Annotated in this window: 21 protein-coding genes; 20 read left to right on the forward strand and 1 reads right to left on the reverse strand. The window is 59.9% G+C overall.

The window, feature by feature from the left end; all coding sequences use genetic code 11:
- Positions 1-83 precede the first annotated feature (83 nt).
- The 18 genes from HMPREF1249_RS05420 (at position 84) to HMPREF1249_RS05505 (ending at position 18,183) form a co-directional block, all read left to right on the forward strand.
- Positions 84-860 (forward strand): hypothetical protein, encoded by a 777-nt coding sequence (locus HMPREF1249_RS05420; protein ID WP_231286729.1) that lies wholly within the window; start codon positions 84-86, stop codon positions 858-860.
- The gene (locus tag HMPREF1249_RS05425; RefSeq protein WP_008520971.1) at positions 835-1,461 is read left to right on the forward strand and encodes a uracil-DNA glycosylase; all 627 of its coding nucleotides are present in this window, start codon (positions 835-837) and stop codon (positions 1,459-1,461) included. The genes HMPREF1249_RS05420 and HMPREF1249_RS05425 overlap by 26 nt, the downstream gene beginning before the upstream one ends.
- The gene (gene uppS / locus HMPREF1249_RS05430) at positions 1,458-2,150 is read left to right on the forward strand and encodes a polyprenyl diphosphate synthase (RefSeq protein ID WP_008520974.1); all 693 of its coding nucleotides are present in this window, start codon (positions 1,458-1,460) and stop codon (positions 2,148-2,150) included. Before HMPREF1249_RS05425 ends, uppS begins: the two co-directional genes overlap by 4 nt.
- Entirely contained in the window at positions 2,134-2,946 is an 813-nt protein-coding gene (locus HMPREF1249_RS05435; protein WP_039873340.1) for a phosphatidate cytidylyltransferase, read from the forward strand. Before uppS ends, HMPREF1249_RS05435 begins: the two co-directional genes overlap by 17 nt.
- Positions 2,943-4,100 (forward strand): 1-deoxy-D-xylulose-5-phosphate reductoisomerase, encoded by a 1,158-nt coding sequence (locus tag HMPREF1249_RS05440; protein WP_008520977.1) that lies wholly within the window; start codon positions 2,943-2,945, stop codon positions 4,098-4,100. Before HMPREF1249_RS05435 ends, HMPREF1249_RS05440 begins: the two co-directional genes overlap by 4 nt.
- Complete coding sequence (gene rseP, locus HMPREF1249_RS05445) at positions 4,088-5,137, forward strand: RIP metalloprotease RseP (protein ID WP_051258599.1); 1,050 nt, start codon at positions 4,088-4,090, stop codon at positions 5,135-5,137. Before HMPREF1249_RS05440 ends, rseP begins: the two co-directional genes overlap by 13 nt.
- Positions 5,134-6,186, forward strand: a complete 1,053-nt coding sequence (gene ispG, locus HMPREF1249_RS05450) for a (E)-4-hydroxy-3-methylbut-2-enyl-diphosphate synthase (RefSeq protein WP_008522789.1) — start codon at positions 5,134-5,136, stop codon at positions 6,184-6,186. Before rseP ends, ispG begins: the two co-directional genes overlap by 4 nt.
- 126 nt (positions 6,187-6,312) lie before the next feature.
- The gene (gene nadE, locus HMPREF1249_RS05455) at positions 6,313-7,059 is read left to right on the forward strand and encodes an NAD(+) synthase (protein WP_021775958.1); all 747 of its coding nucleotides are present in this window, start codon (positions 6,313-6,315) and stop codon (positions 7,057-7,059) included.
- Positions 7,060-7,123: 64 nt separating this feature from the next.
- Entirely contained in the window at positions 7,124-7,879 is a 756-nt protein-coding gene (locus tag HMPREF1249_RS05460; protein WP_008520985.1) for a YebC/PmpR family DNA-binding transcriptional regulator, read from the forward strand.
- Complete coding sequence (gene ruvC, locus HMPREF1249_RS05465; protein ID WP_008522791.1) at positions 7,866-8,378, forward strand: crossover junction endodeoxyribonuclease RuvC; 513 nt, start codon at positions 7,866-7,868, stop codon at positions 8,376-8,378. The genes HMPREF1249_RS05460 and ruvC overlap by 14 nt, the downstream gene beginning before the upstream one ends.
- A gap of 5 nt (positions 8,379-8,383) precedes the next feature.
- Complete coding sequence (gene ruvA, locus HMPREF1249_RS05470) at positions 8,384-8,986, forward strand: Holliday junction branch migration protein RuvA (protein WP_008522793.1); 603 nt, start codon at positions 8,384-8,386, stop codon at positions 8,984-8,986.
- Between the two features lie 5 nt (positions 8,987-8,991).
- A complete protein-coding gene (gene ruvB / locus HMPREF1249_RS05475; RefSeq protein WP_008522795.1) occupies positions 8,992-10,026 on the forward strand; it encodes a Holliday junction branch migration DNA helicase RuvB in 1,035 nt (344 codons plus the stop codon).
- Positions 9,956-11,461 (forward strand): SpoIID/LytB domain-containing protein, encoded by a 1,506-nt coding sequence (locus tag HMPREF1249_RS05480; protein WP_231366880.1) that lies wholly within the window; start codon positions 9,956-9,958, stop codon positions 11,459-11,461. The genes ruvB and HMPREF1249_RS05480 overlap by 71 nt, the downstream gene beginning before the upstream one ends.
- Entirely contained in the window at positions 11,458-12,543 is a 1,086-nt protein-coding gene (gene queA / locus HMPREF1249_RS05485; RefSeq protein ID WP_008522798.1) for a tRNA preQ1(34) S-adenosylmethionine ribosyltransferase-isomerase QueA, read from the forward strand. The genes HMPREF1249_RS05480 and queA overlap by 4 nt, the downstream gene beginning before the upstream one ends.
- 9 nt (positions 12,544-12,552) lie before the next feature.
- Positions 12,553-13,611, forward strand: coding sequence for an endolytic transglycosylase MltG (mltG, locus tag HMPREF1249_RS05490; RefSeq protein ID WP_021775956.1), 1,059 nt, complete (start codon positions 12,553-12,555; stop codon positions 13,609-13,611).
- Positions 13,612-13,619: 8 nt separating this feature from the next.
- A complete protein-coding gene (locus tag HMPREF1249_RS05495; protein WP_021775953.1) occupies positions 13,620-14,732 on the forward strand; it encodes a GTPase in 1,113 nt (370 codons plus the stop codon).
- Positions 14,733-14,771: 39 nt separating this feature from the next.
- Positions 14,772-17,480: a DNA translocase FtsK gene (locus tag HMPREF1249_RS05500; RefSeq protein ID WP_008521001.1), complete on the forward strand. Its 2,709-nt coding sequence runs from the start codon at positions 14,772-14,774 to the stop codon at positions 17,478-17,480.
- The gene (locus HMPREF1249_RS05505) at positions 17,467-18,183 is read left to right on the forward strand and encodes a thiamine diphosphokinase (RefSeq protein WP_008521002.1); all 717 of its coding nucleotides are present in this window, start codon (positions 17,467-17,469) and stop codon (positions 18,181-18,183) included. The genes HMPREF1249_RS05500 and HMPREF1249_RS05505 overlap by 14 nt, the downstream gene beginning before the upstream one ends.
- A 13-nt stretch (positions 18,184-18,196) precedes the next feature.
- Here HMPREF1249_RS05505 and rpmB read toward each other — a convergent pair whose 3' ends face one another.
- Positions 18,197-18,403 carry a 50S ribosomal protein L28 gene (gene rpmB, locus HMPREF1249_RS05510; protein ID WP_008521004.1) on the reverse strand — a complete coding sequence of 69 codons (207 nt, stop codon included), beginning with the start codon at positions 18,401-18,403 and terminating at the stop codon, positions 18,197-18,199.
- 97 nt (positions 18,404-18,500) lie between these two features.
- On the opposite strand from rpmB, the gene xseB reads away from it, so the two are divergent.
- Positions 18,501-18,704 carry an exodeoxyribonuclease VII small subunit gene (xseB, locus tag HMPREF1249_RS05515; protein WP_008521006.1) on the forward strand — a complete coding sequence of 68 codons (204 nt, stop codon included), beginning with the start codon at positions 18,501-18,503 and terminating at the stop codon, positions 18,702-18,704.
- Position 18,705: 1 nt separating this feature from the next.
- A complete protein-coding gene (locus HMPREF1249_RS05520) occupies positions 18,706-19,605 on the forward strand; it encodes a polyprenyl synthetase family protein (RefSeq protein WP_008522804.1) in 900 nt (299 codons plus the stop codon).

A 19,605-nucleotide genomic window follows, 5' to 3' on the forward strand; every position in this document is an offset into this window, starting at 1 on the left:
AAATGGCAAAACCGCGGTTTGAACCCCTTAAAGGGCGTTTTGAAGTCATCGCTTTTTATGGTCCCGCTGGGACGGGGAAAAGCATGAGAGTTCAGACGCTTGCCCAGGACAAGGCCGTCGATCTCATTGTGGACGACGGCCTTGTGATTTCCCGTGGGCGCATACTCGCTGGGCGGAGCGCGAAAACCGAGGAGAACATGGTTCGGGCCATCCGGCGGGCGATGTTTCATTTTCCCGAACACCGTCGGGAGGTTCGGGCATGCCTCGCGATGCACGCGCCGTGTCGGGTCATGGTTCTTGCCACGTCGACCGGCATGGCTTCGGACATCTGTACTGTGCTGGGGCTGCCTCAGCCGGCTGAGTCGATTTCTATTGATCAGGTGGCGACGCCTGACGAGATCAAGCAGGCCCTTTTCGAGCGCAAGCAGAACAAACGCCACGTCATTCCAGCGGCGACGACTCAGATCCGAAAGAACTTCACCGGCCGGCTTGTCGGTCACCTGCGCAGCCTGTTTGGCGGCGAAGAGACCGACGAGAAGACGATTGTCCGCCCGCCGTTCAGCTTCTTTGGCACGCTGCGGATTGCGCCGGCGGTGCACCGTCAGATCGTCAGTCACGTGATCGCCGGGACAAAGCAGGTCGTCTCCTGCGAGGACCTGAAAATTAAAGGCGACGAGAACTTGGCGATCTCCCTTTCAGTGAAAGTGTCAGTCGGCGATCGGTCAATTCGGGAAGTAGTCTCTGACCTGACGCTGCGTATCCGCGTGGCGGTTGAACAATTGACCGGCACGTCGGTTTCAAAGGTCAACGTGGCAGTTAAGGAGGTGGTGACTGATGGCGACTCCGGAACAGGCAGGTAGTGTGTTGTCTCTGGAGCGGCGCATGGACCTCCTGCGGCAGCTGAATCAGGAAGTGGGAGGCTGTTCTCGCTGCGGTCTGTGCGAAACCCGTCACTCGACCGTCCCCGGTGAAGGCAGTGGGGAAAATGGCTTGATGATCGTCGGCGAAGGTCCTGGCGCTGACGAGGACGAGCAGGGCCGTCCGTTTGTCGGCCGGGCCGGACAGCTGTTGAGCCAGATTCTTCAAGCCGCCGGCATAGACCGTTCCCGTTCATGGATTACTAATGTGGTGAAGTGCCGTCCTCCCAAGAACAGAACGCCCCAAATAGAAGAGGTTTTGGCCTGTCAGGACTGGCTGGAAGCCCAGTTGATCCTGCTTCAGCCGAAGGTCATCGTGTCGATGGGGAACACGCCGACCAAGTGGTTTCTGCACAGCAGCATGGGAATTACCAAGCTGCGGGGGCAGTGGTTTAGCTGGCGAGGCGTTGATCTCATGCCGATGTTTCACCCCAGCTACCTGCTGAGGGAGGACAGCCGAAGCGTTGGCAGCCCCAAATATTTGACGTGGCAGGACATTCAAAACGTGAAAAAACGGCTTGACGAAGTTGGGGGTGGCTCATGATTGGTTCCCGTAAGCCGGCTCACGTGGCCGTCATCATGGACGGCAACGGGCGCTGGGCAAAACGGCGGCATCTTCCGCGGCTTCTCGGACACAGGGCCGGAGTCGGGGCTCTGGAGAGGCTCGTCCGGTCGATGAAAGGGTCGGGTATCCGATACCTATCGGTTTACGCTTTTTCAACTGAAAACTGGAATCGTCCCCAACAGGAAGTCAACGGACTGATGAAGCTTTTCGCGTTTTACGCGAAGCGGAAGATCCGTGCGATGGCGGCCGAAGGGCTGCGGGTTCGTTTTGCAGGCCGGCGTGATAACCTTTCTTCGGATCTGCAGAGCCTGATCAGTTGGTGTGAGGCCGAGACGGCAGGCGGCGCTGAAATGGATTTGATCGTCTGCTTCAACTACGGCGGCCGTCAGGAAATAATCGACGCTGTCCAAGCGGCCCAAAAGGCCGGTTGTGAGATACGGACGGAAGAGGACATGAAAAGGTTCCTCTACCTTCCGGACGTGCCGGATCCCGATCTCGTCATTCGGACGTCCGGCGAAATGAGGCTGAGCAACTTCCTGCTGTGGCAGTGCAGTTACAGCGAGTTCTACTTTACCGACGTCCTGTGGCCTGACTTTACGCCGCAGGAGTTTCAGAAAGCGCTGAGCGCCTTTGCTGAGAGGGATCGACGATATGGGACAGTCGTTTAGCACAAACTTGATTTACCGCGCCTGCACAGGGGCTATCCTTGTGGGCGTTTTGCTGGGGGGGCTATTCCTTGGCGGCCCGTGGTGGCAGCTGCTCTGTATGCTCATAGCTCTGGCGTCACTTTGGGAGTTTTACTCGCTGATGCGGAATCAGCATACGTTCCCTGTGATTGTCGGCATCGCGGCGGCCTGCTATATCCTGCTGACCGCGTACCGTCCGAACTGGGGAATGGTTGTCTTTGCCCTTGTCCTGTCAGTATTTGTCACGTTTCTCATCGAGCTGATCAAGCGCGAGTTCACCGGTGAGAGTTCTGGAGCCGACAGCTGCGGCGTCATTCTTATGGGCCTTGTCTACGTGGTTATCCCATGGAGCCTGATGATCGGCCTGCGGGCGACGCCATACGGACACATTGCCACCTTGACGCTTTTTTTGTGCACGTGGAGCTGCGACGTGTTCGCCTACCTGATCGGCAGCCGATGGGGCGCGCATCACCCGGTTTGTTCAGTCAGCCCTCACAAGTCGACCGAAGGCTTCATCGGCGGCGCCCTGGCCAGCGTGCTGTGCAGCGCGCTGTGCGCGTTCTTCCTTAAAGTTCAGCCGCTGCCATTTGTCATCATTGGAGTGGTCTGCGGGACGCTAGGGCAGTTTGGCGACCTAGTAGAATCGCTGATCAAGCGCGAGATGGGCGTCAAAGACAGCGGAGATCTTCTGCCGGGACACGGCGGGTTCCTTGACCGGTTTGACAGTATTCTGCTGAGCGGCGCGGTCACGACGCTTATCTGGGGCTATCTTCTGTGACCGTCCAAAAGGTTGGTGTCATCGGCTGTACGGGAAGCGTCGGCACGGCTGTGGTGGACGTATGCCGGGCCTATCCGGAACGCTTCCGCTTGACAGTCTTGGGAGCCGGCCACGGCGGAGAGAAGCTGGCCGCTCTTGGAAAAGAGTTCCGTTTTGCCGCCCTGGCTGCTGCTAACGGAGACGGCGCGGATCCGTCACTGAAGCTGAGCGCGGTCGGCCGCGAAATGGAAGATCTCTTCGTGAGCAACGCGGTTGATCATCTGGTGATAGCGTCCAGCGGGGTCAGCGCGGTTCGCCTGCTTGACCGGGCGTTGAAGCTGGGAAAGACTGTCTCGCTGGCCAACAAAGAATCTGCCGTCCTCTTGGGGCCGTCGATCTCCGGGCCGTGCTTGGCCTGCCAGCTGAGGCCGCTGGACAGCGAGCACAACGCGGTCTGGCAGTGCCTGAAAGGCGAAAAAAGTTCAGATGTCAAAAAAATTTGGCTGACTGCCTCCGGCGGCCCGTTTCTGCGGCGGGATTTGAGCTCTTTTGGTTCCATCACGCCCCAAGAGGCAGTCAGTCATCCCGTATGGTCGATGGGTGCCAAGATCAGCGTCGACAGCGCGACGATGATTAACAAGGGCATTGAAGTGATCGAGGCTTCATACCTGTTCGGTTTGCCGTCGGAACGCGTTTCGCCGGTCATCCTGCCCGGCTCGTTTGTCCACGGCGGCGTGCAGTTCGCCGACGGGGTCCTCAAACTGCTTGCCGGAACGCCGAATATGCGCCAGTCGGCGATGAACTGTTTGATGTATCCCGACCGGCCGAAAAACCGAATTCCCGATCTGGCGCCAATAGGCCTTGGCGGGCAGTCCCTTACGTTCAGCCTGCCGGAGCCGGAACGCTATCCGGGACTGTTTCTTTGTCTTGACGCAGCCCGTCGCGGCGGCGTTTGGCCCCTGATCGTCTTGGCGGGCGATCAGACGGCCGTCGACGCATTTTTGGCAGGACAAATTGGGTTTAACCGGATCGCTCAGGTGTTGGGGGAGACTTTGGCGTCTTACGACGGCCCGGCGAGTCTCGAGTCCCTTGACGATCGGCTGGCGCTGTATGCCAGCGCCGGGGCGGCTGCCCAGAAGGCGGCCGCAGGAAATTTGAAGAGGTGGAGCTATTGACGGTTTTCTGGTTTCTGGTCGTGCTGTTCGTCTGCGTCGTCTTGCACGAATTAGGACATTACGGGGCGGCTCGGGCAGTCGGCATCAAGGTTCACGAGTTCGCTTTCGGCATGGGACCGGTGGTCTGTCAGAGACAAAGGTGGCATGCGGTCTGGTCGTGGCGTCTTTTGCCGCTTGGCGGGTTTGTCCGAATGGCCGGCATGGGCGACGAGGAAGACGAGGACGTGCCCCAAACGGCTCGCTTTGACGGGAAAAAACCGTATCAAAAACTTTTCGTCGTCTTGGCAGGTCCGGCGGCCAATCTCCTGTTGGCCGCGGTCGTCGCGGCTTCTGTGATGTACTTCGGCGGCGTGTACGACCTGTCTCGATCGGCGGTTGGAGCCGTTATGTCCGGCTATCCGGCCGAGAAAGCGGGGCTGCTTCCGGGAGATGAAGTCCTTTCGGTGAACGGTCAGAACACAACGGACTGGGAGTCTCTTGTCAGTGCCATTCGACGGGAAGGTTCATCTAGGCCAATTACCTTTGCCGTTCGGCGAAACGGCGGGACCTTTAACGTCAGGATGACCGCTCAGGCGGCGAAGAATCCTTCCGATCCCCCGCTTGTGGGGATTCAGCCGGCCAAGCGTCGGCCGGGCATCGGGGAGTCTTTTGTCGACGGTTTTGCCTTCACGTTTCGCCTGTCGTTTCTCATGATTAAAGAGCTGGGAGGTATGATTGCCCACCCTTCTACCGCCCAAGTTGCCGGCCCAGTTGGGATTGCCGTGATGGCTGGCGACGCGGCCCGGTCGGGGGCTCTGGCCCTTTTGTCGTTTCTTGCCGTCATCAGCCTTAACTTGGGAATAGTCAATTTGCTCCCGTTTCCCGCTCTCGACGGCGGCAGAGCGTTTTTCGCGGTGATCGAAATGATTCAAGGACGCCCGGTGTCCGAGCAGATAGAGCGGCGGGTTCACTTTGCCGGCTTTGTCGTCCTGATGATTTTTATTTTGGCCGTGACTTGGCACGACGTCGTCGGCTTGATCTCAGGGGCAAAACGATGAGCCGGAGAACTGTGACGATTGAAGGATTGACCATAGGAGGCTCATCTCCTGTGCGGGTGGAGTCCATGCTGTCCAAACCGCTGTCAGACCTTTCGGGGTGTTTGGAGCAGCTCAAGTCTTTGGCGTCGCATGGGTGTGAACTCGTTCGGGTGGCTTTTCCAAACCGACAAAGCCTTCCTTTGCTTGAACAGCTGAACCAACTTTCCCCGCTGCCTCTGATGGCCGATATCCACTTTGCCCCGGTGCTGGCGGAGTCCGCCGTCCAGGCCGGTCTGCCAGCGGTGCGCATTAACCCGGGGAATATGGGCAGCCCGGCTCATCTTGCCCGGTTCGTGTGCATGGCTAAAGAGCGCGGAACGGTGATCCGTATCGGCGCCAACGGCGGTTCATTGAACGCCAAACAGCTGGCCGACGCGGGAGGTGACCGCGCGGCGGCGCTGGCAGCGGCTGTCGGGGAGCAGGTTGAAATGCTGCTCTCGTGCGGTTTTGAAGACTTGATTATCTCCGCGAAGTCGTCGAACCTTCAAGAGGCCGTCCGAGCAAACGCCCTTTTGTTTAACCGATATGGCGAGTGGCCGTTTCATGTCGGCATTACTGAGGCAGGATGGGGAATTGACGGCACGGTTAAGAGCGCCTGCGGCATCGGCGCCATCCTTCTGTCCGGCATCGGCGACACGATACGCGTCTCGTTGTCCCAAGCTCCAGAGGACGAAGCCGACGTCGCTTGGTCCATCCTTCGAGGTTTAGGGCTGCGCCAGCGGGGCGGGCGTCTTGTGTCCTGCCCGACCTGCGGGAGAAAACAACTCGACACAGCGGGCATTGTCCCGCAGCTGGAAGAGTTCGTGAAGTCACTGCCCGACGGGTTCACGCTGGCTGTCATGGGCTGCGAGGTCAACGGACCACGGGAGGCGAGCTGCGCTGACTTGGGCGTGGCCGGCTCCGCTGCTGGGATGATCGTATTTCGAGGCGGGCAAGTCGTCGCCCGCTGTCGGGTCGAGAACCTGATCGAAACGCTAAAAAGTTTAGTGCCTGACAGACATTCTCATTGAGCTCCCGCGCGCCTGCGGGAGCTTTTCAATGGTGGGACTGAAACGTCAAGGATGGAAGGTCCGGAAACCGTATCAAGAGTGCTGTTATGGTAAAATACAAAGTTGTCGGAGAGGAGGCGAACGGGAATGCCTGACCTGCATGATACTGGACAGATGATTCGTCTGATTTCAGATTGGATTTGCTCTCAAATCAATAGCGCCGGCGCCTCAGGAGCCGTCCTCGGCCTTTCTGGTGGCCTAGACTCGGCCACGTCCGCCGGGCTGCTCGTTCGCGCCCTTGGAGCCGACCGGGTCTTGGCCGTGGCAATGCCGTGCGGTTCTCAGCCTGCCGATGAGCGGGACGCTCGGCTGGTAGCCCAGGCATTCGGTCTGCGGCTGGCAGTCATCGACCTGACGGAAGCGGAGGAATCGCTGCACCGCGCGCTTTGCGCCGCCTGCGGCGTGGACGGCCTAGCACGGAGCAACATCAAACCGCGCCTTCGGATGACGTCTCTGTACGCTCTGGCGCAGTCGCGGGGGTATCTTGTGTGCGGCAACAGCAACGCCGCGGAGCTGGTGACCGGGTACTTCACCAAGTTCGGGGACAGCGGCTGCGATTTCATGCCGCTGGCAGGCTTTTCTAAACGGGAAGTGCGCCTTTTGGCCCGTTCGCTCGGCGTGCCGACGCCGGTGGTCGAAAAGCCGCCCAGCGCGGGGCTGTGGGCCGGTCAGACCGACGAGAGCGAGATGGGGCTGACGTACAGCCAGATCGACGCGTTTCTCGAAGGTCGGGAGCTGGACGAAACGACCTATCGGAGCATTGAGCGAAAGCGGAACGGCTCAGAACACAAGCGCCGCTTGCCGGCCGCGTTTGTGCCGCCTTTTAGACTGTAGAACCGGACTGCCGATAAGGAGCTCTTCTCGGCTGTAAGGGCATATATTTTATGGGGTGATTAGAATGTCGGGACATTCAAAGTGGGCTAATATCAAGCACCGTAAAGCTGCTCAGGACGCAAAGCGCGGGAACCTGTTCCAGAAGCTCGTCAAAGCGATTATCATCGCGGCCAAGGACGGCGGCGGAGACCCGGCGATGAACGTTCGGCTGAAGGCCGCCATCGACCGGGCGAAGGCTGCCAGCGTACCGGCCAGCAACATCGACCGGGCGATTCAGCGCGGTACCGGCGAAATTGAAGGGGCGATGTACGAAGAGCTGACCTACGAGGGCTACGGCGTCGAGGGCGTCGCCCTTGTCGTGAGCGTTCTGACCGATAACCGGAACAGAACGACCCCGGAAATCCGTGCCATGTTGGAACACAACGGCGGCACGATGGGAACGTCCGGCAGTGTGATGTGGATGTTCGACAGAAAAGGCCAGATCACCATTGAGGGCAAAGTGGACGAGGACGAGCTGCTGAACGCCGCCCTTGAGGCCGGGGCTGATGACGTTGAGGTCGAGGAGGACAGCGCGCTCGTCACTACTGATCCTGCTTCACTATCCGACGTGGCCGAGTCGCTGAAAAAAGCCGGCTACAACGTCACTGAAGCCGAGCAGCCGCTGGTACCGAAGACCACCGTCACCATCTCAGAGGTCAACAAAGCCCGCAAGCTGATGAAGCTGATCGACCTGCTTGAGGGCCACGACGACGTGCAGGACGTGTACGCCAACTACGAATTCCCCGACGACGTTCAAGAAGCGCTTGATGCGGAGGAGTGATCCGCTCTGCTGTTTGGGCGTTGATCCGGGAATTGGCCGGATGGGGTATGGAGCAGTTGTTCAGCGCGGGGGCGAACTCCGCGCTGAAAGCTGTGGCTGCATAGAAACAAAGCCGGACAGAACTCTGCCCGAGCGCTTGAAGATCCTATATGACCAGCTGAGGGAGCAGATTGAACGCTGCTCCCCTCATTTTATGGCCGTCGAACGGCTTTATTTTGGGCACAACAGGACCACCGCTGAGGCTGTATGGCAGGCTCGTGGCGTTGTCTTGCTATTGGCCGCCCAGTTCGGTCTTGACGTGGTGGAGCCTAAACCGTCTGAAGCAAAGCTGACTGTTTGCGGCGACGGCAACGCCGAAAAACGGCAGGTTCAGGAAATGGTGCGGATTCTTCTGGGATTGAAAGAAATTCCCCGGCCTGATGACGCCGCGGACGCCCTGGCAATTTCCATGGCGGGACTGGCGCTGTACGGGCGAAAGCTGATGAGCGAAAGGGGCTGAGAGCTGTGCTGGCCAGCTTGAGAGGAACGGTCATTCTTTTGGAAGGATCATCCGCCGTCGTGGAGTGCGGCGGGCTGGGATTTCAGGTCCAGCTGACCCGCAAGGCGTTTGGTCTTTGCCGCGTCGGGGAGAGCGTGTTCCTTCAAACGTATCTTCAAGTTTCCGACGCGGGCATGAGCTTGTTCGGCTTCGCCGACGCGGCGGAACGGCAGGCGTTTGAACTACTCACAACGGTTAAAGGCGTCGGCGGAAAGCTGGCTATGACCGTCCTGCAAAGCCTTTCAGCTCAGGAAACGATCGCCGCGGTAGCTGCAGGCGACTCCAAAACTCTAACCGCCGTGCCGGGAATCGGGAAGAAAACCGCCGAACGAATTTGTTTTGAGCTGTCGGAGAAAATCGCCGGATCGTCCGAGTGGTCATCAGCGGACTTGACAGCCAAACTGCAGCACAGCGACGAGGTGATCGAAGCGCTTGAAAGCCTTGGGTTTGACCACGCGTCGTCCGTGCGGGCGTATCAGCAGCTCTGTCAGGAACGCGGCGAACCGGCCAGCACTGAAGAGGCGATCTTCAACTGCTTGCGGCTTCTCAAGCCTATTGAGACGAGGTGAAGCAAATGGCCGATCCTGCTGAATTTGAGACTGGGCTGCCAGCCGGCGACGAAGAGGGCGGGCTGCGGCCGTTAACGCTCGCCGAGTTTAACGGCCAGAGCGAGATCAAAGAAAAGCTCTCCATTTACATGCAGGCGGCCCGGCTTCGCGGTGAGCCGCTGGATCACACGCTCTTCTACGGCCCTCCCGGGCTGGGCAAGACGACGCTTTCCGGGATTATCGCCCACGAAATGGGCGGTTCGCTGCGGGTGACCACCGGGCCAGCCTTGGAAAAACCCGGCGACTTGGCCGCCATCCTGACAAGCCTTCAGGACGGCGACGTTCTGTTTATCGACGAGATTCACCGCATGTCCATCAGCACCGAAGAGGTTCTTTACTCGGCGATGGAGGACTTCAGCATTCACTTGATCGTCGGCAAGGGGCCTCTGGCCCGCAACGTCACCGTTCCTATGCCGAAGTTCACCTTAGTTGGGGCGACGACTCGGCTGGGGCTGCTCAGCTCGCCGCTGCGCGCCCGGTTCGGCATTGTCGAGCAGCTTCGGCTGTACGACGAGTTGGAACTGTGCCAAATTCTTCAACGAGGCGCTGGGCTCTTAAACGTGTCCGCGTCCTCAGAGGGCCTTCGGGCCATAGCCAGACGGAGCCGAGGCACGCCCCGGGTCGCACTGCGGCTTCTTCGCCGCGTCCGCGATGTGGCTGACGTGACCGGGCAAGCGCAGATCGACGAGGCGCTGGTCTCCCAAGCGATGGATATGCTGGGCTTGGACGACCGGGGCTTTAACGCGGGAGATCGGCGAATTATAACGACGGTCGTCGAACTGTTCTCCGGCGGGCCGGTAGGGCTTTCGACGATTGCGGCGGCTTTGAACGAGGAACCGCAGACGATTGAGGACATCTACGAGCCGTATTTGATACAGCAGGGAATGATAGAGCGGACCCCCAGAGGTCGAAAGGCGACTGAAAAAGCGTATGAATATCTTGGACTTCCCGTTCCGCAGCCGGAAAACGATGAAGCGCAGCGTCTTCTTGACTTGGAGTAGCGTTGTAGCAGTTTTCCTGCTGGTTTGCAGTTCTCTTGCGGCGTTCGCGTCGCCGATTCGCGTCGGCCTAGCGGTCCGGCAAAGTCAGGCAGTCGTTGGCGGCTCGTCCTTAACCGCCTCCGACGCCAAAGGGCACACGGTCTCTTTAGGCAGCTCGGCCACCGCGGTCTTTCGCTCCGGCAAGCTGACGGTAAACGGCAAAAAAATGATGCCGCCGGTGACGGTAAAGTCGGCCTCCCCGTTGTCCTACAAAGGCCGGCGGTACCTTGGAACGATGCAGTTCGTGGCCGCCGGCGGCGGACTGTCGGTCGTCAACGTGCTGGACGTGGAGCAGTACCTGCGCGGCGTCCTGAAAATGGAGGTTAATCCCGACTGGTCCAAAGAGGCCCTGCGCGCCCAAGCGATCATTTCCCGAACGTTTGCTCTGCGCAGTCAAGGACGGTTTGCCTCTCTCGGCTTTGACCTGTGCGACACGCCAACCAGCCAGGTTTACGGCGGTCTGAGCGCTGCCGATCCGAGGGTCAATCAGGTCGTCGCCTCGACGAAAGGAGAAGTCCTGACCTATGGCGGCGAGCTGGCTCAGACGTATTTTCACTCCGACAGCGGCGGAGCGACTGCCAGCTCTCAGGACGTCTGGGGCGGGTACGTTCCGTACCTTCAGACGGTCGTTGACCCATTCCCGACCGAGTCACGCCACGCGTCTTGGACGGTTCGGCTCACGTCGGCGCAGATTGCTGCCGCCTGCGCCCAACAGGGTATGAAAATCGGGCCGGTGAAGCGCCTGTCGATCATCGCCAGGGACAAGGCCGGCCGGCCGACGCTTCTGCGGCTTGACGGGACGCTAGGAAGCGTAACAATATCGTCGAACAAGTTCAGGAATATCATTGGCCCGACAGTCCTTCGGAGCACGTTCTTCTCGCCGGACGGCAACCTGCCGAAGGTTCTTGCCTCCGGAAGCGCCGCCAAGCCCCAAACCGAGACAGCCTTATCTCGGCCCAGCTCAGGCGAGGAGGATGTGGACCAGCAGATTCAGAACATCATCAGACAGAAGCTGCCCGACCAAGGGGCTTCAAGCTCTGAGAGTTCTGAGAACCGTCCTCTGACAGGCGACGAGCGAAGCCAGTGGAAGACGCTGCTGGATCAGGGGGCGTTTACCACCGATGAGCTGATCGACGTCCTGCTTCATCCGGAGCGCAAATCGTTTTACCTGAAAAAAGCCCTTGGGCAGACGCCTGTGACGCCTGCCGACCAGCCGCTGCCGACGGCGGCGGAAACGTTTACGGCCCACGACGGCGGGTTCGTCTTCGCCGGGCGGGGCAACGGGCACGGCGTTGGCTTATCCCAGTGGGAAGCGAAGGCCATGGCCGATCGGGGCTGGAATGCGGAGCGGATTTTGGCCTTTTTCTTCCCCGGAACGAAGGTGGAACGCCGATGAGCGCTGAAAAAGCGGGATTGGAATGCCGGCCTGCGGAAGAGACGCCCCACGAGCCGGACTTTTTCAGCGTTCAGACGTATCAGTACGATCTGCCTCAGGAGCAGATAGCCCAAGTACCCGTCAGTCCTCGGGACAGCTGCCGTCTGATGACGCTTGACCGCCGGACCGGACGAGTAGGGCATAAAGTTTTTCGCGACTTGCTTGACCTCCTGCGGCCGGATGACCTTCTCGTCCGCAACGACACGAGAGTGCTTGCGGGACGTCTGACCGGACGAAAGATTTCCGGCACGGCGGAGGTAGAAGTCCTGCTGCTCAGGCAGGAAAAAGAGAACACGTGGCAGGCGCTCGTTCGCCCCGGTCGCCGACTGCCGCCCGGAACGGAAGTTGACCTGCAGGGCGCCATCGCCGTGGTCGGCCCGTCGATCTCCGACGACGGGGTGAGGCTCGTTACGTTTTCTGAAGGATTGGACGTGAAAGCTTGGTGCGATCTTCACGGCCAAATGCCCCTGCCGCCGTACATTACCAGCCGGGAGTCGAAAAACGACGACTACCAGACCGTCTATGCCAAGGACGCAAACTCAGCCGCCGCTCCGACGGCGGGGCTTCATTTCACCGAGGGTCTGTTGGCCGCTATCAGAGAGAAAGGCGTTCAAATCCTCGACGTGACGCTGGAAGTGGGGCTGGGGACGTTTCGGCCGGTGAGTGAGCCGGACATCCGCCGGCACGTGATGCACTCCGAGCGCTGTCGGGTGCCTGCAGCAACGCTTGAAGCGATCCGCGCCGCCAAGTCTACCGGCCGACGAGTGATCGCCGTGGGCACGACGGTCGTTCGTACTCTCGAAGGGCTCTGGAGCACCGGGAAGGTCGATGACCGATGGTTTGAGACCCAGCTGTTCATCTATCCTGGATTTCACTATCAGGTGGTCGACGGGCTGATTACAAACTTTCACCTTCCCGGCAGCACGCTGATGATGCTCGTTTCGGCGTTCGGCGGGTACGAGCCGGTGATGGCGGCGTACCGCGAAGCGGTAGCGAAAGGGTATCGGTTTTTCTCTTTTGGAGACGCGATGTTCATCGTCTGAGGAGGCAACATGAAATATCCAGTTCTCGCGGCAGTTCTCCTTCTCGTCTCTGTCGTATTGCTCCTGTTTAAGAAGTCCCGCGCCGCAGGATTCGTTTGTCTTGCGGCTGGGGTTGGCTTGGGCGCGTTGAAGGTCCGGCTCAGCCAGTGGGAAGACTTTTTGGTCCGTCCGTTCAGTTCCTCGGCGGAGCCGGTGACGGTAACGTTCGAGGTCGGAGGGTCCGTTAAAGACTTTGCCTCTTTTCTCGCAACGAGGAATGTGGTGGCTGACGCCGGAAATCTGTGCTACTTTCTCAGCCTGTTCGGCGCTGACAGGCGCTTGGCCGCTGGCGGCTATTCGCTGCCCCCTGGGGCTTCATGGCAGGTTGCCAGACAGCTGGCAGACGCTCAGGCCGTTTTTCAACAGGCGACGATCGTTCCTGGGGCTTTCCCAGCTACCCCCTTGGGCGACGAGTGGAGCGCCGAGGATCAAGCGAATGCCCTGAAAGACGATTCTCTGTACCCAGAGGGACTGCGGGCTTTTTTGCCCACCGAACCGACGGCCCGGGCCGCATTCCTGCTGCCTGAAACGTACAGCCTGAGCGCGCGGGATCCCCGAGAGCTGGTAAAGGCCGCTTCGGCTGCGTGGTGGAGTCGGTTCGGCCAATTTGTTACGAGCGCGGATCAGGCGAAGAGGACGGCTATTATCGCCTCACTTCTGCAGCGGGAAGCTCAGGTTGACGCCGAATATCCGAAAGTCGCCGGCGTTGTCGAAAACCGGCTGAAAAAGAACATGTTCCTGCGGATTGACGCTTCTGTGGTGTACGCGTGGGCCCTGAAGGGGCAGAAGTTGACGCGGGTGCTGTACCGGCATCTTGACGTGGACTCTCCCTACAACACCTACAAGCATAAGGGGCTTCCGCCCGGCCCAATCTGTGTGCCATCCAGTGCTGCGTGGGCCGGAGCGTTTGAGCCGGAAAAGAACGACTTCCTGTACTACGTCGCTGACGGCAGGGGAACTCACACGTTCAGCAAGACAGAAAAAGAACATTTTGAGGCTGTTCAGCGCTATCGGGCGCTGCAGAAATGAGGTATGACATGGACGAACGACGCTGTCCCGGATGCGGCGCGCTTTTTCAAAGCGACCGAAGCGACCTGCCGGGTTTTATTCCGTCCGGTCTCGCGGTAACGGACAAGACGGTTTGTCGGCGGTGCTTTCGGCTTCGTCACTATGGCGAAGGGAACAAGGCGCCGGTCAACGATCTGCTTCTGGAACCCCAGATTCGTGCGGCTGCCGCTTCGGCTGCCGCTGTTTTTCTCGTTTGCGACGCGCTGAGCGCCGACAGGGCTCTGGACGGCTTCGAGTGGCTGGACGGCGTTTCCTGCCCGGTAACGCTCTTGGTGACGAAGGCCGATTTGGTCGAGCCGTACCTTGACAGGTCGGCGCTCGGCCTTTGGGTCAGCGAGGCGACCGGCGTGCCGTTCGAGCAGATTCAAGTTCTGTCAGGGCTCAAAAATTCCGATCTGAGAAACTTTCGTCTGCGCCTGCAGGACGTTTTCTCGTCCGGCGATCGGCTGCTGTTCTTGGGGAAAACGAACGCCGGCAAAAGTACCATTTTGTCGTCCATGCTCCGAGGCGGAAGCGGCCCGACCGTTTCTGCCATGCCTGGAACGACGGTCGGACTGTGCGAGTATCAGCTGGAAGGCGGGATCGTGCTTCTCGACGCTCCGGGCTTGAAATCGCACGACTCGCTGCTTCCGGCACTGTGCCCCCAGTGCCTGATGGCCCTGACGCCCAAACGGCGGCTGGTCTGTCAAGAGCTGACCCTCAAAGAGGGAAGCGCCCTCTGCTTCGGTGGACTGGGGCGGGCTGCGGTTGTCGACGGCGGCGAGCGCGGCTGGCTGCGTGCTGTGGCGGTCGCGCCGGAAGGCGTCACGATTCATCAGACGTCGGCTGAGAAGGCTGAGGAGCTTGTTGCTGCGGCCCGGACCGATTTGTTGTCGCCACCGTGCCGAACGTGTTACGATACATTAAGTCGGCTGCCGGTCAGGCGGGACGAGTTTGCCCTGTACCCCGGGTTGGATCTTGTCGTGGGGGGCGTTGGCTGGCTGGCTGTGACAAGCGGGCACGGAAGGATTCGCCTTTCCGGGCCGGATCCCCTGCACGGATTCCTGCGGAAACAGCTGATTCACTTCAGCGCAAGGCGATGACGAGTTGTTGAAACTGATTGGCGAGGAGGCCTTGGCCGGATGAACCTTTTTTCAAGCAAAAAACCGTACGCGGTGCGGCGGCCCAAACGGCGCCGTCCCAAGGACTTCGATCCTAAAAGTCTTCTTCGTCTGGGGCAGTTTATATTGGCCGCGCTGGCAATTTACACTCTGGCGTCCCTTTTTGCTCTTGGGACTGGACCGCTTGGGGAAAACATTTCAAGCAAACTGGTTGGCGTCTTCGGTGTGGGGATCGTCCTGCCGCTGGTTCACCTGCTGTACCAGCTGATCTGCGCGGCTGCCGGCCGAAAAGTTGACAGAAGCCTGCGCCAGTGGCTTGGAACGATTTTTGCGTATTTAGCCATCACGCTGCTGCTGACGCTGCTGTATCGGGAGGGCATTGGCCAGCAGGTCGGTCTCCTTTCGCCCGGAGCAGTTGGCAAGGCGATGGTCTCCCTTTTTCGCAGCACAATCGGCGCGTTGGGCGCGACGCTTGCCGGTCTCCTGTTGGTCGTCGCCGCGTTTTGTCAGTACGGCCATCTCTCGACGGACCGGGTGAACCGTTTCCGAACGGCGCTTGGCAGTCTGTCGCTGCGCCGGCTTAAAAGCCTCGTAGAGGACGAGGCTGCCGAGGACGATAGCTCACAGCTGAGTGTCCCGTCTGTGACAGTTTCTGACCCAGTCGTCCAAGACGAGCCGGCAGAAGACGAGGTCGATTTTCCTAGGAGCATTGATGAGGAACACGAGCCGTCTCTGCCGGACGTTTCAGAGACGGAAGCGGAAGGGCCTGACGAGATTCCTCAGGTCCCGCTGCCTTCGCGGCGCGGCTTTTTTGCGGCGCTGTTTCACCGTCGGGCCAAGGTGGACGTGGAAGCGGTCAAGCGGGCGATGAACCCGTCTCATGACAGGCCAATCGACATGTCCGACGTCGGCCTCGAGGAAAACGAGCCGCCTGCGGAGCCTGATGTGTCTGAACCGGTTTCTTTTCCGAACGTTTTCCCGAACGTTGAAGAAGAGCCGCTGAATGTGGAGAGCGAAGAGCCCCAGCCTGAGAAAACGGCCTCAGAGGTCAGGCGGGACGAGCCTTTCGGCTTTGCCCACTCAGGCGCCGGAGCAAACGGCGGTCGGGCGCTGGAGGTTGGCCGGGACGTCATGGCCGTTTCGGGCAAGTCATGGAAGCGGGACGGAGCGTCTGGCGACGCGCTGCACGAAACCCCTCCGACGCCTCAGGTGGTGCTCGACGCCGACGCGCCGATTATCGGAACTGGCGCTCTGAAAACATCTCAGCCGGCAGGCGACGAAGAGGCAGCTTCTGCCGGGGCTTTCCCGCCGCCGCTGGACCTGCTGGGGCCGTCGTCGCCGGGCGTCTCTGCCAGCGAGAACAGCGCGGCGCTTGACCAAGGGAGCGACGTTATCGAGGCGCTTTCCAATTTCGGGGTCGAAGCGACGCTGGCTCACACGATCGTCGGGCCAACGGTCATTCAGTACCAAATCCAGCTGGCGCCGGGCATAAAAGTGAGCAAGGTGTCGGCTTTGGAAGCCGACATTGCCGTGGCGCTTGCCGTGCCGGCAATTCGCGTTGAAGCGCCTGTCCCCGGGACGACCTACGTGGGCATTGAACTGCCCAACCCGCGCCGCCGGACCGTTCCTCTGAGGACGGTCCTGGAAAGCGAGGCGTTTCAGAAGACAAAACTGTCGTTGCCTTTGCCGCTGGGACAGACCGTCGACGGGCGCATTCTGATCACAGGACTGGAAGAGCTGCCTCACCTGCTCGTCGCTGGGACAACCGGCTCAGGCAAAAGCATTTTTATCAACAACTGTATTACCGCCCTGTGCTATCACAACAAGCCAAGCGACCTGCGGTTCATCATGGTGGACCCCAAACGGGTTGAGATGGCGTTCTACGAGCATTTGCCCCACATTCTGAGCAAGCCGATCGTCACGCCCCAGTCGGCGGTTGACGCGCTCGGTTGGGCTGTCCGCGAGATGGAGAATCGGTACGAGACGTTCTCAGCGGCTCGGGCCCGGCACCTGGAGTCGTACAACTCCAAAGTGCTCCCAAAGGACAGACTGCCTCACATCGTCATCATCGTGGACGAGTTGGCTGACCTGATGATGACGGCCCAGAAGGAAGTGGAAGAGTACATCGCCCGGTTGGCCCAGATGGCTCGCGCGACGGGAATTCACCTGATTTTGGCGACACAGAGACCGTCGGTGAACGTCATCACCGGCACCATCAAGGCGAATATCCCCGCGCGGGTCGCCTTCTCTCTGCCGTCAGTGGCAGACAGCCGAACCATTCTCGACGTGTCTGGGGCTCAGCACCTGCTTGGAAAGGGCGACATGCTGTTCATCAGCAGTCGCCACCCCCGTCCGCTTCGGATTCAATCGCCGTTTATGGACGAGGCCACGAACATTCGGGTCGTCGACTACCTGCGGAACGCGTTCGGCGAGCCGGAGTACGTCGAGTTGGGCGAGCAGGGCGGCAGCAGCTCGGGTCCGTCCGAGAACGGGGCCTTCCTCGACGAGCCGCGCCTTGCCGAGGCGGTCGCTATTGTTTTGGGAACCGGCATAGCCTCTTCCAGCCGGCTACAGCGTCAAATGCGGGTCGGCTTTACCCGCGCGGCCAGAATGATTGACAGCATGGAACTGTTGGGAATCGTCGGGCCGGCTGACGGATCCAAGCCGAGGGAAATTCTTGTGGACGAAGTCGAAGCCGACGAGATCCTGAACCGTCATGGAATCCGGTAGCCTGAATCTGGGCTGGGTTTCTTTCGCGTCCCTGCCCAGTCGGTGGAATTTGGCCGTGTTGGGAGGCCGAAGACCTGATCCCTCGTGGCTGAAACTCGCCGCGTCGGGGGCCGAAAAAGTCTGGGCGGCCGACGCCGGGGTTGCTTACGCGCTGGCCGCTGGGATAGAGCCTCATCGGGCGATCGGCGATTTTGACAGCCTGAAGGATCCTCAGTCTATTGAATGGCTTGCGGGCCACCCGGAACGGGCGGCCCGGTTCCCGGTAGAGAAGGACCTGACGGATTTTCAGATCGTCCTAGAAGAAATTCCGCCGGACCTGCCGCTGGTCGTGACCGGCTTTTGGGGCGGCCGATTTGATCACCTGTACTGCAACGTCTTCAGCCTGATGGGCTGGCAAGGGTCTGAGGCTGTTCGGGTTGCCTGCGACGAGAGGGAATGCATGGCGTTTTTAGGCCCCCGCGGGAGCCTGACAGTTTCGTTTGACGGTGAACCCGCCGCCGTCTCGTTGCTCGCGCTGACAGAGCAGGTGAGCGGTGTGAGAACGGACGGTCTGTACTGGACGCCTCAGCCCGAACTCAAGATGACGTTTCCCTACACGGTAAGCAATAAAACAACAGGGAGACCCTTTCGGGTCTCCCTGGAGAGCGGATGGCTTGGCGTGTATCTCTGTAGCAGAGAAAACGCGTTAGTCTCCGATCGTTAACGTTTTAGGCTGGTTAGGCACTGACAGTAGCGGCACGCTTAACCTTGCCCGAGCGAAGGCAGTGAGCGCAGATTTTCATCTTCCTCGTTTCGCCTGCGCCAAGGTCGACGCGCACGTTCTGCAGGTTGATCTGCCAGCGGCGGCGTGTTCTACGGTGGGAATGGCTGATCTGGTTGCCCGTTGCGGGGCCACGGCCACAGCAATCACAAACCTTGGACATGAAGACACCCTCCTTTGCTCGAGTGATCAGTACGACTGAAGAATTGTACCATAACAGACCGCAGATGAGCAAACTTTTTCGTAAGTAGGTGAAGACGATGACGTACACCCAAAAAACAGAGCGGCTTGAAGAGATCCTTCGGAGCCTTCAGAAAGGATCAATATCCCTTGAGGAGTCCCTGAGCCTGTACGAGGAAGCTCAAAAACTTCTGGAAGAGTGCCGCGCGTTCCTGCGTGAAACTGAGGGGAAAATCACGTATCTGCCTGAAGATCAGGGAGCTGGAACCAAGGAGGCCGACTAAAGTGGCTCAAAAATTTGAAGATCTGTTGGCTGTCAGATCCGAGTGGTTCACCAATCGGATGAAGTCGTTCCTAAACGCCCGGCCGGACAACGTGCCGCCGCGGCTTTGGGAGGCCATGTGCTACTCGCTGGAGGCTGGCGGCAAGCGGATTCGTCCTGTGCTGTGCCAAGAAGGGGCCCGATTGGCCGGCGTCAAGGCAGAAGACACGTTCCCCATGGCGCTGGCGCTGGAAATGGTTCACACGGCGTCGCTCATTCACGACGATCTGCCGTGCATGGACAACGACAGCCTGCGCCGCGGGAAGCCGACCAATCACTCGGTTTTCGGTGAAAGCCTAGCTTTGTTGGCCGGCGACGCCCTGCTGTGCTTCGGATTCCAAACCGCACTTGAGGGGCTGAAAGCCCGTAAAATCGAGACGAAACGGGTCGTCCGCGCGATGGAACTTTTCGCGTCCGCCCTGGGGCCTCAGGGGATGTGTGGCGGACAAACGCTTGACACAGACCTCCAGAGCAGGGCGTCATGCGACCTGCCGTTTGTTCAGTCAATGGCGTCGGGTAAGACGATGGCGCTTATTCGCTGCTCGGTGCTGTGCGGACTCTGCCTTGGCGAGCGGGGAGACGCGCTGACGGAGCGGCTGGACGAGTACGGCCGCCGTCTCGGCTTGGCCTTCCAGATTGCCGACGACCTGCTGGACGCGACGGCGACGACTGAAGAGGCGGGGAAAACGACAGGCAAGGACGAAGAGCAGGACAAAGCCACGTTTGTCTGCGTTTTGGGAGTGGACGGCGCGAAAGCGCGGCTGAAAGAGGAGACCGATGCGGCAGTCGCTGCGGTAAAAGACCTGCCGTCGCCGGACTTCCTTATCGGTTTGGCAAAATACTTGGAGAGCCGCTCAAAGTAG

The sequence above is a fragment of the Jonquetella sp. BV3C21 genome, assembly GCF_000468895.1.
Taxonomy (GTDB): Bacteria; Synergistota; Synergistia; order Synergistales; family Dethiosulfovibrionaceae; genus Jonquetella; species Jonquetella anthropi.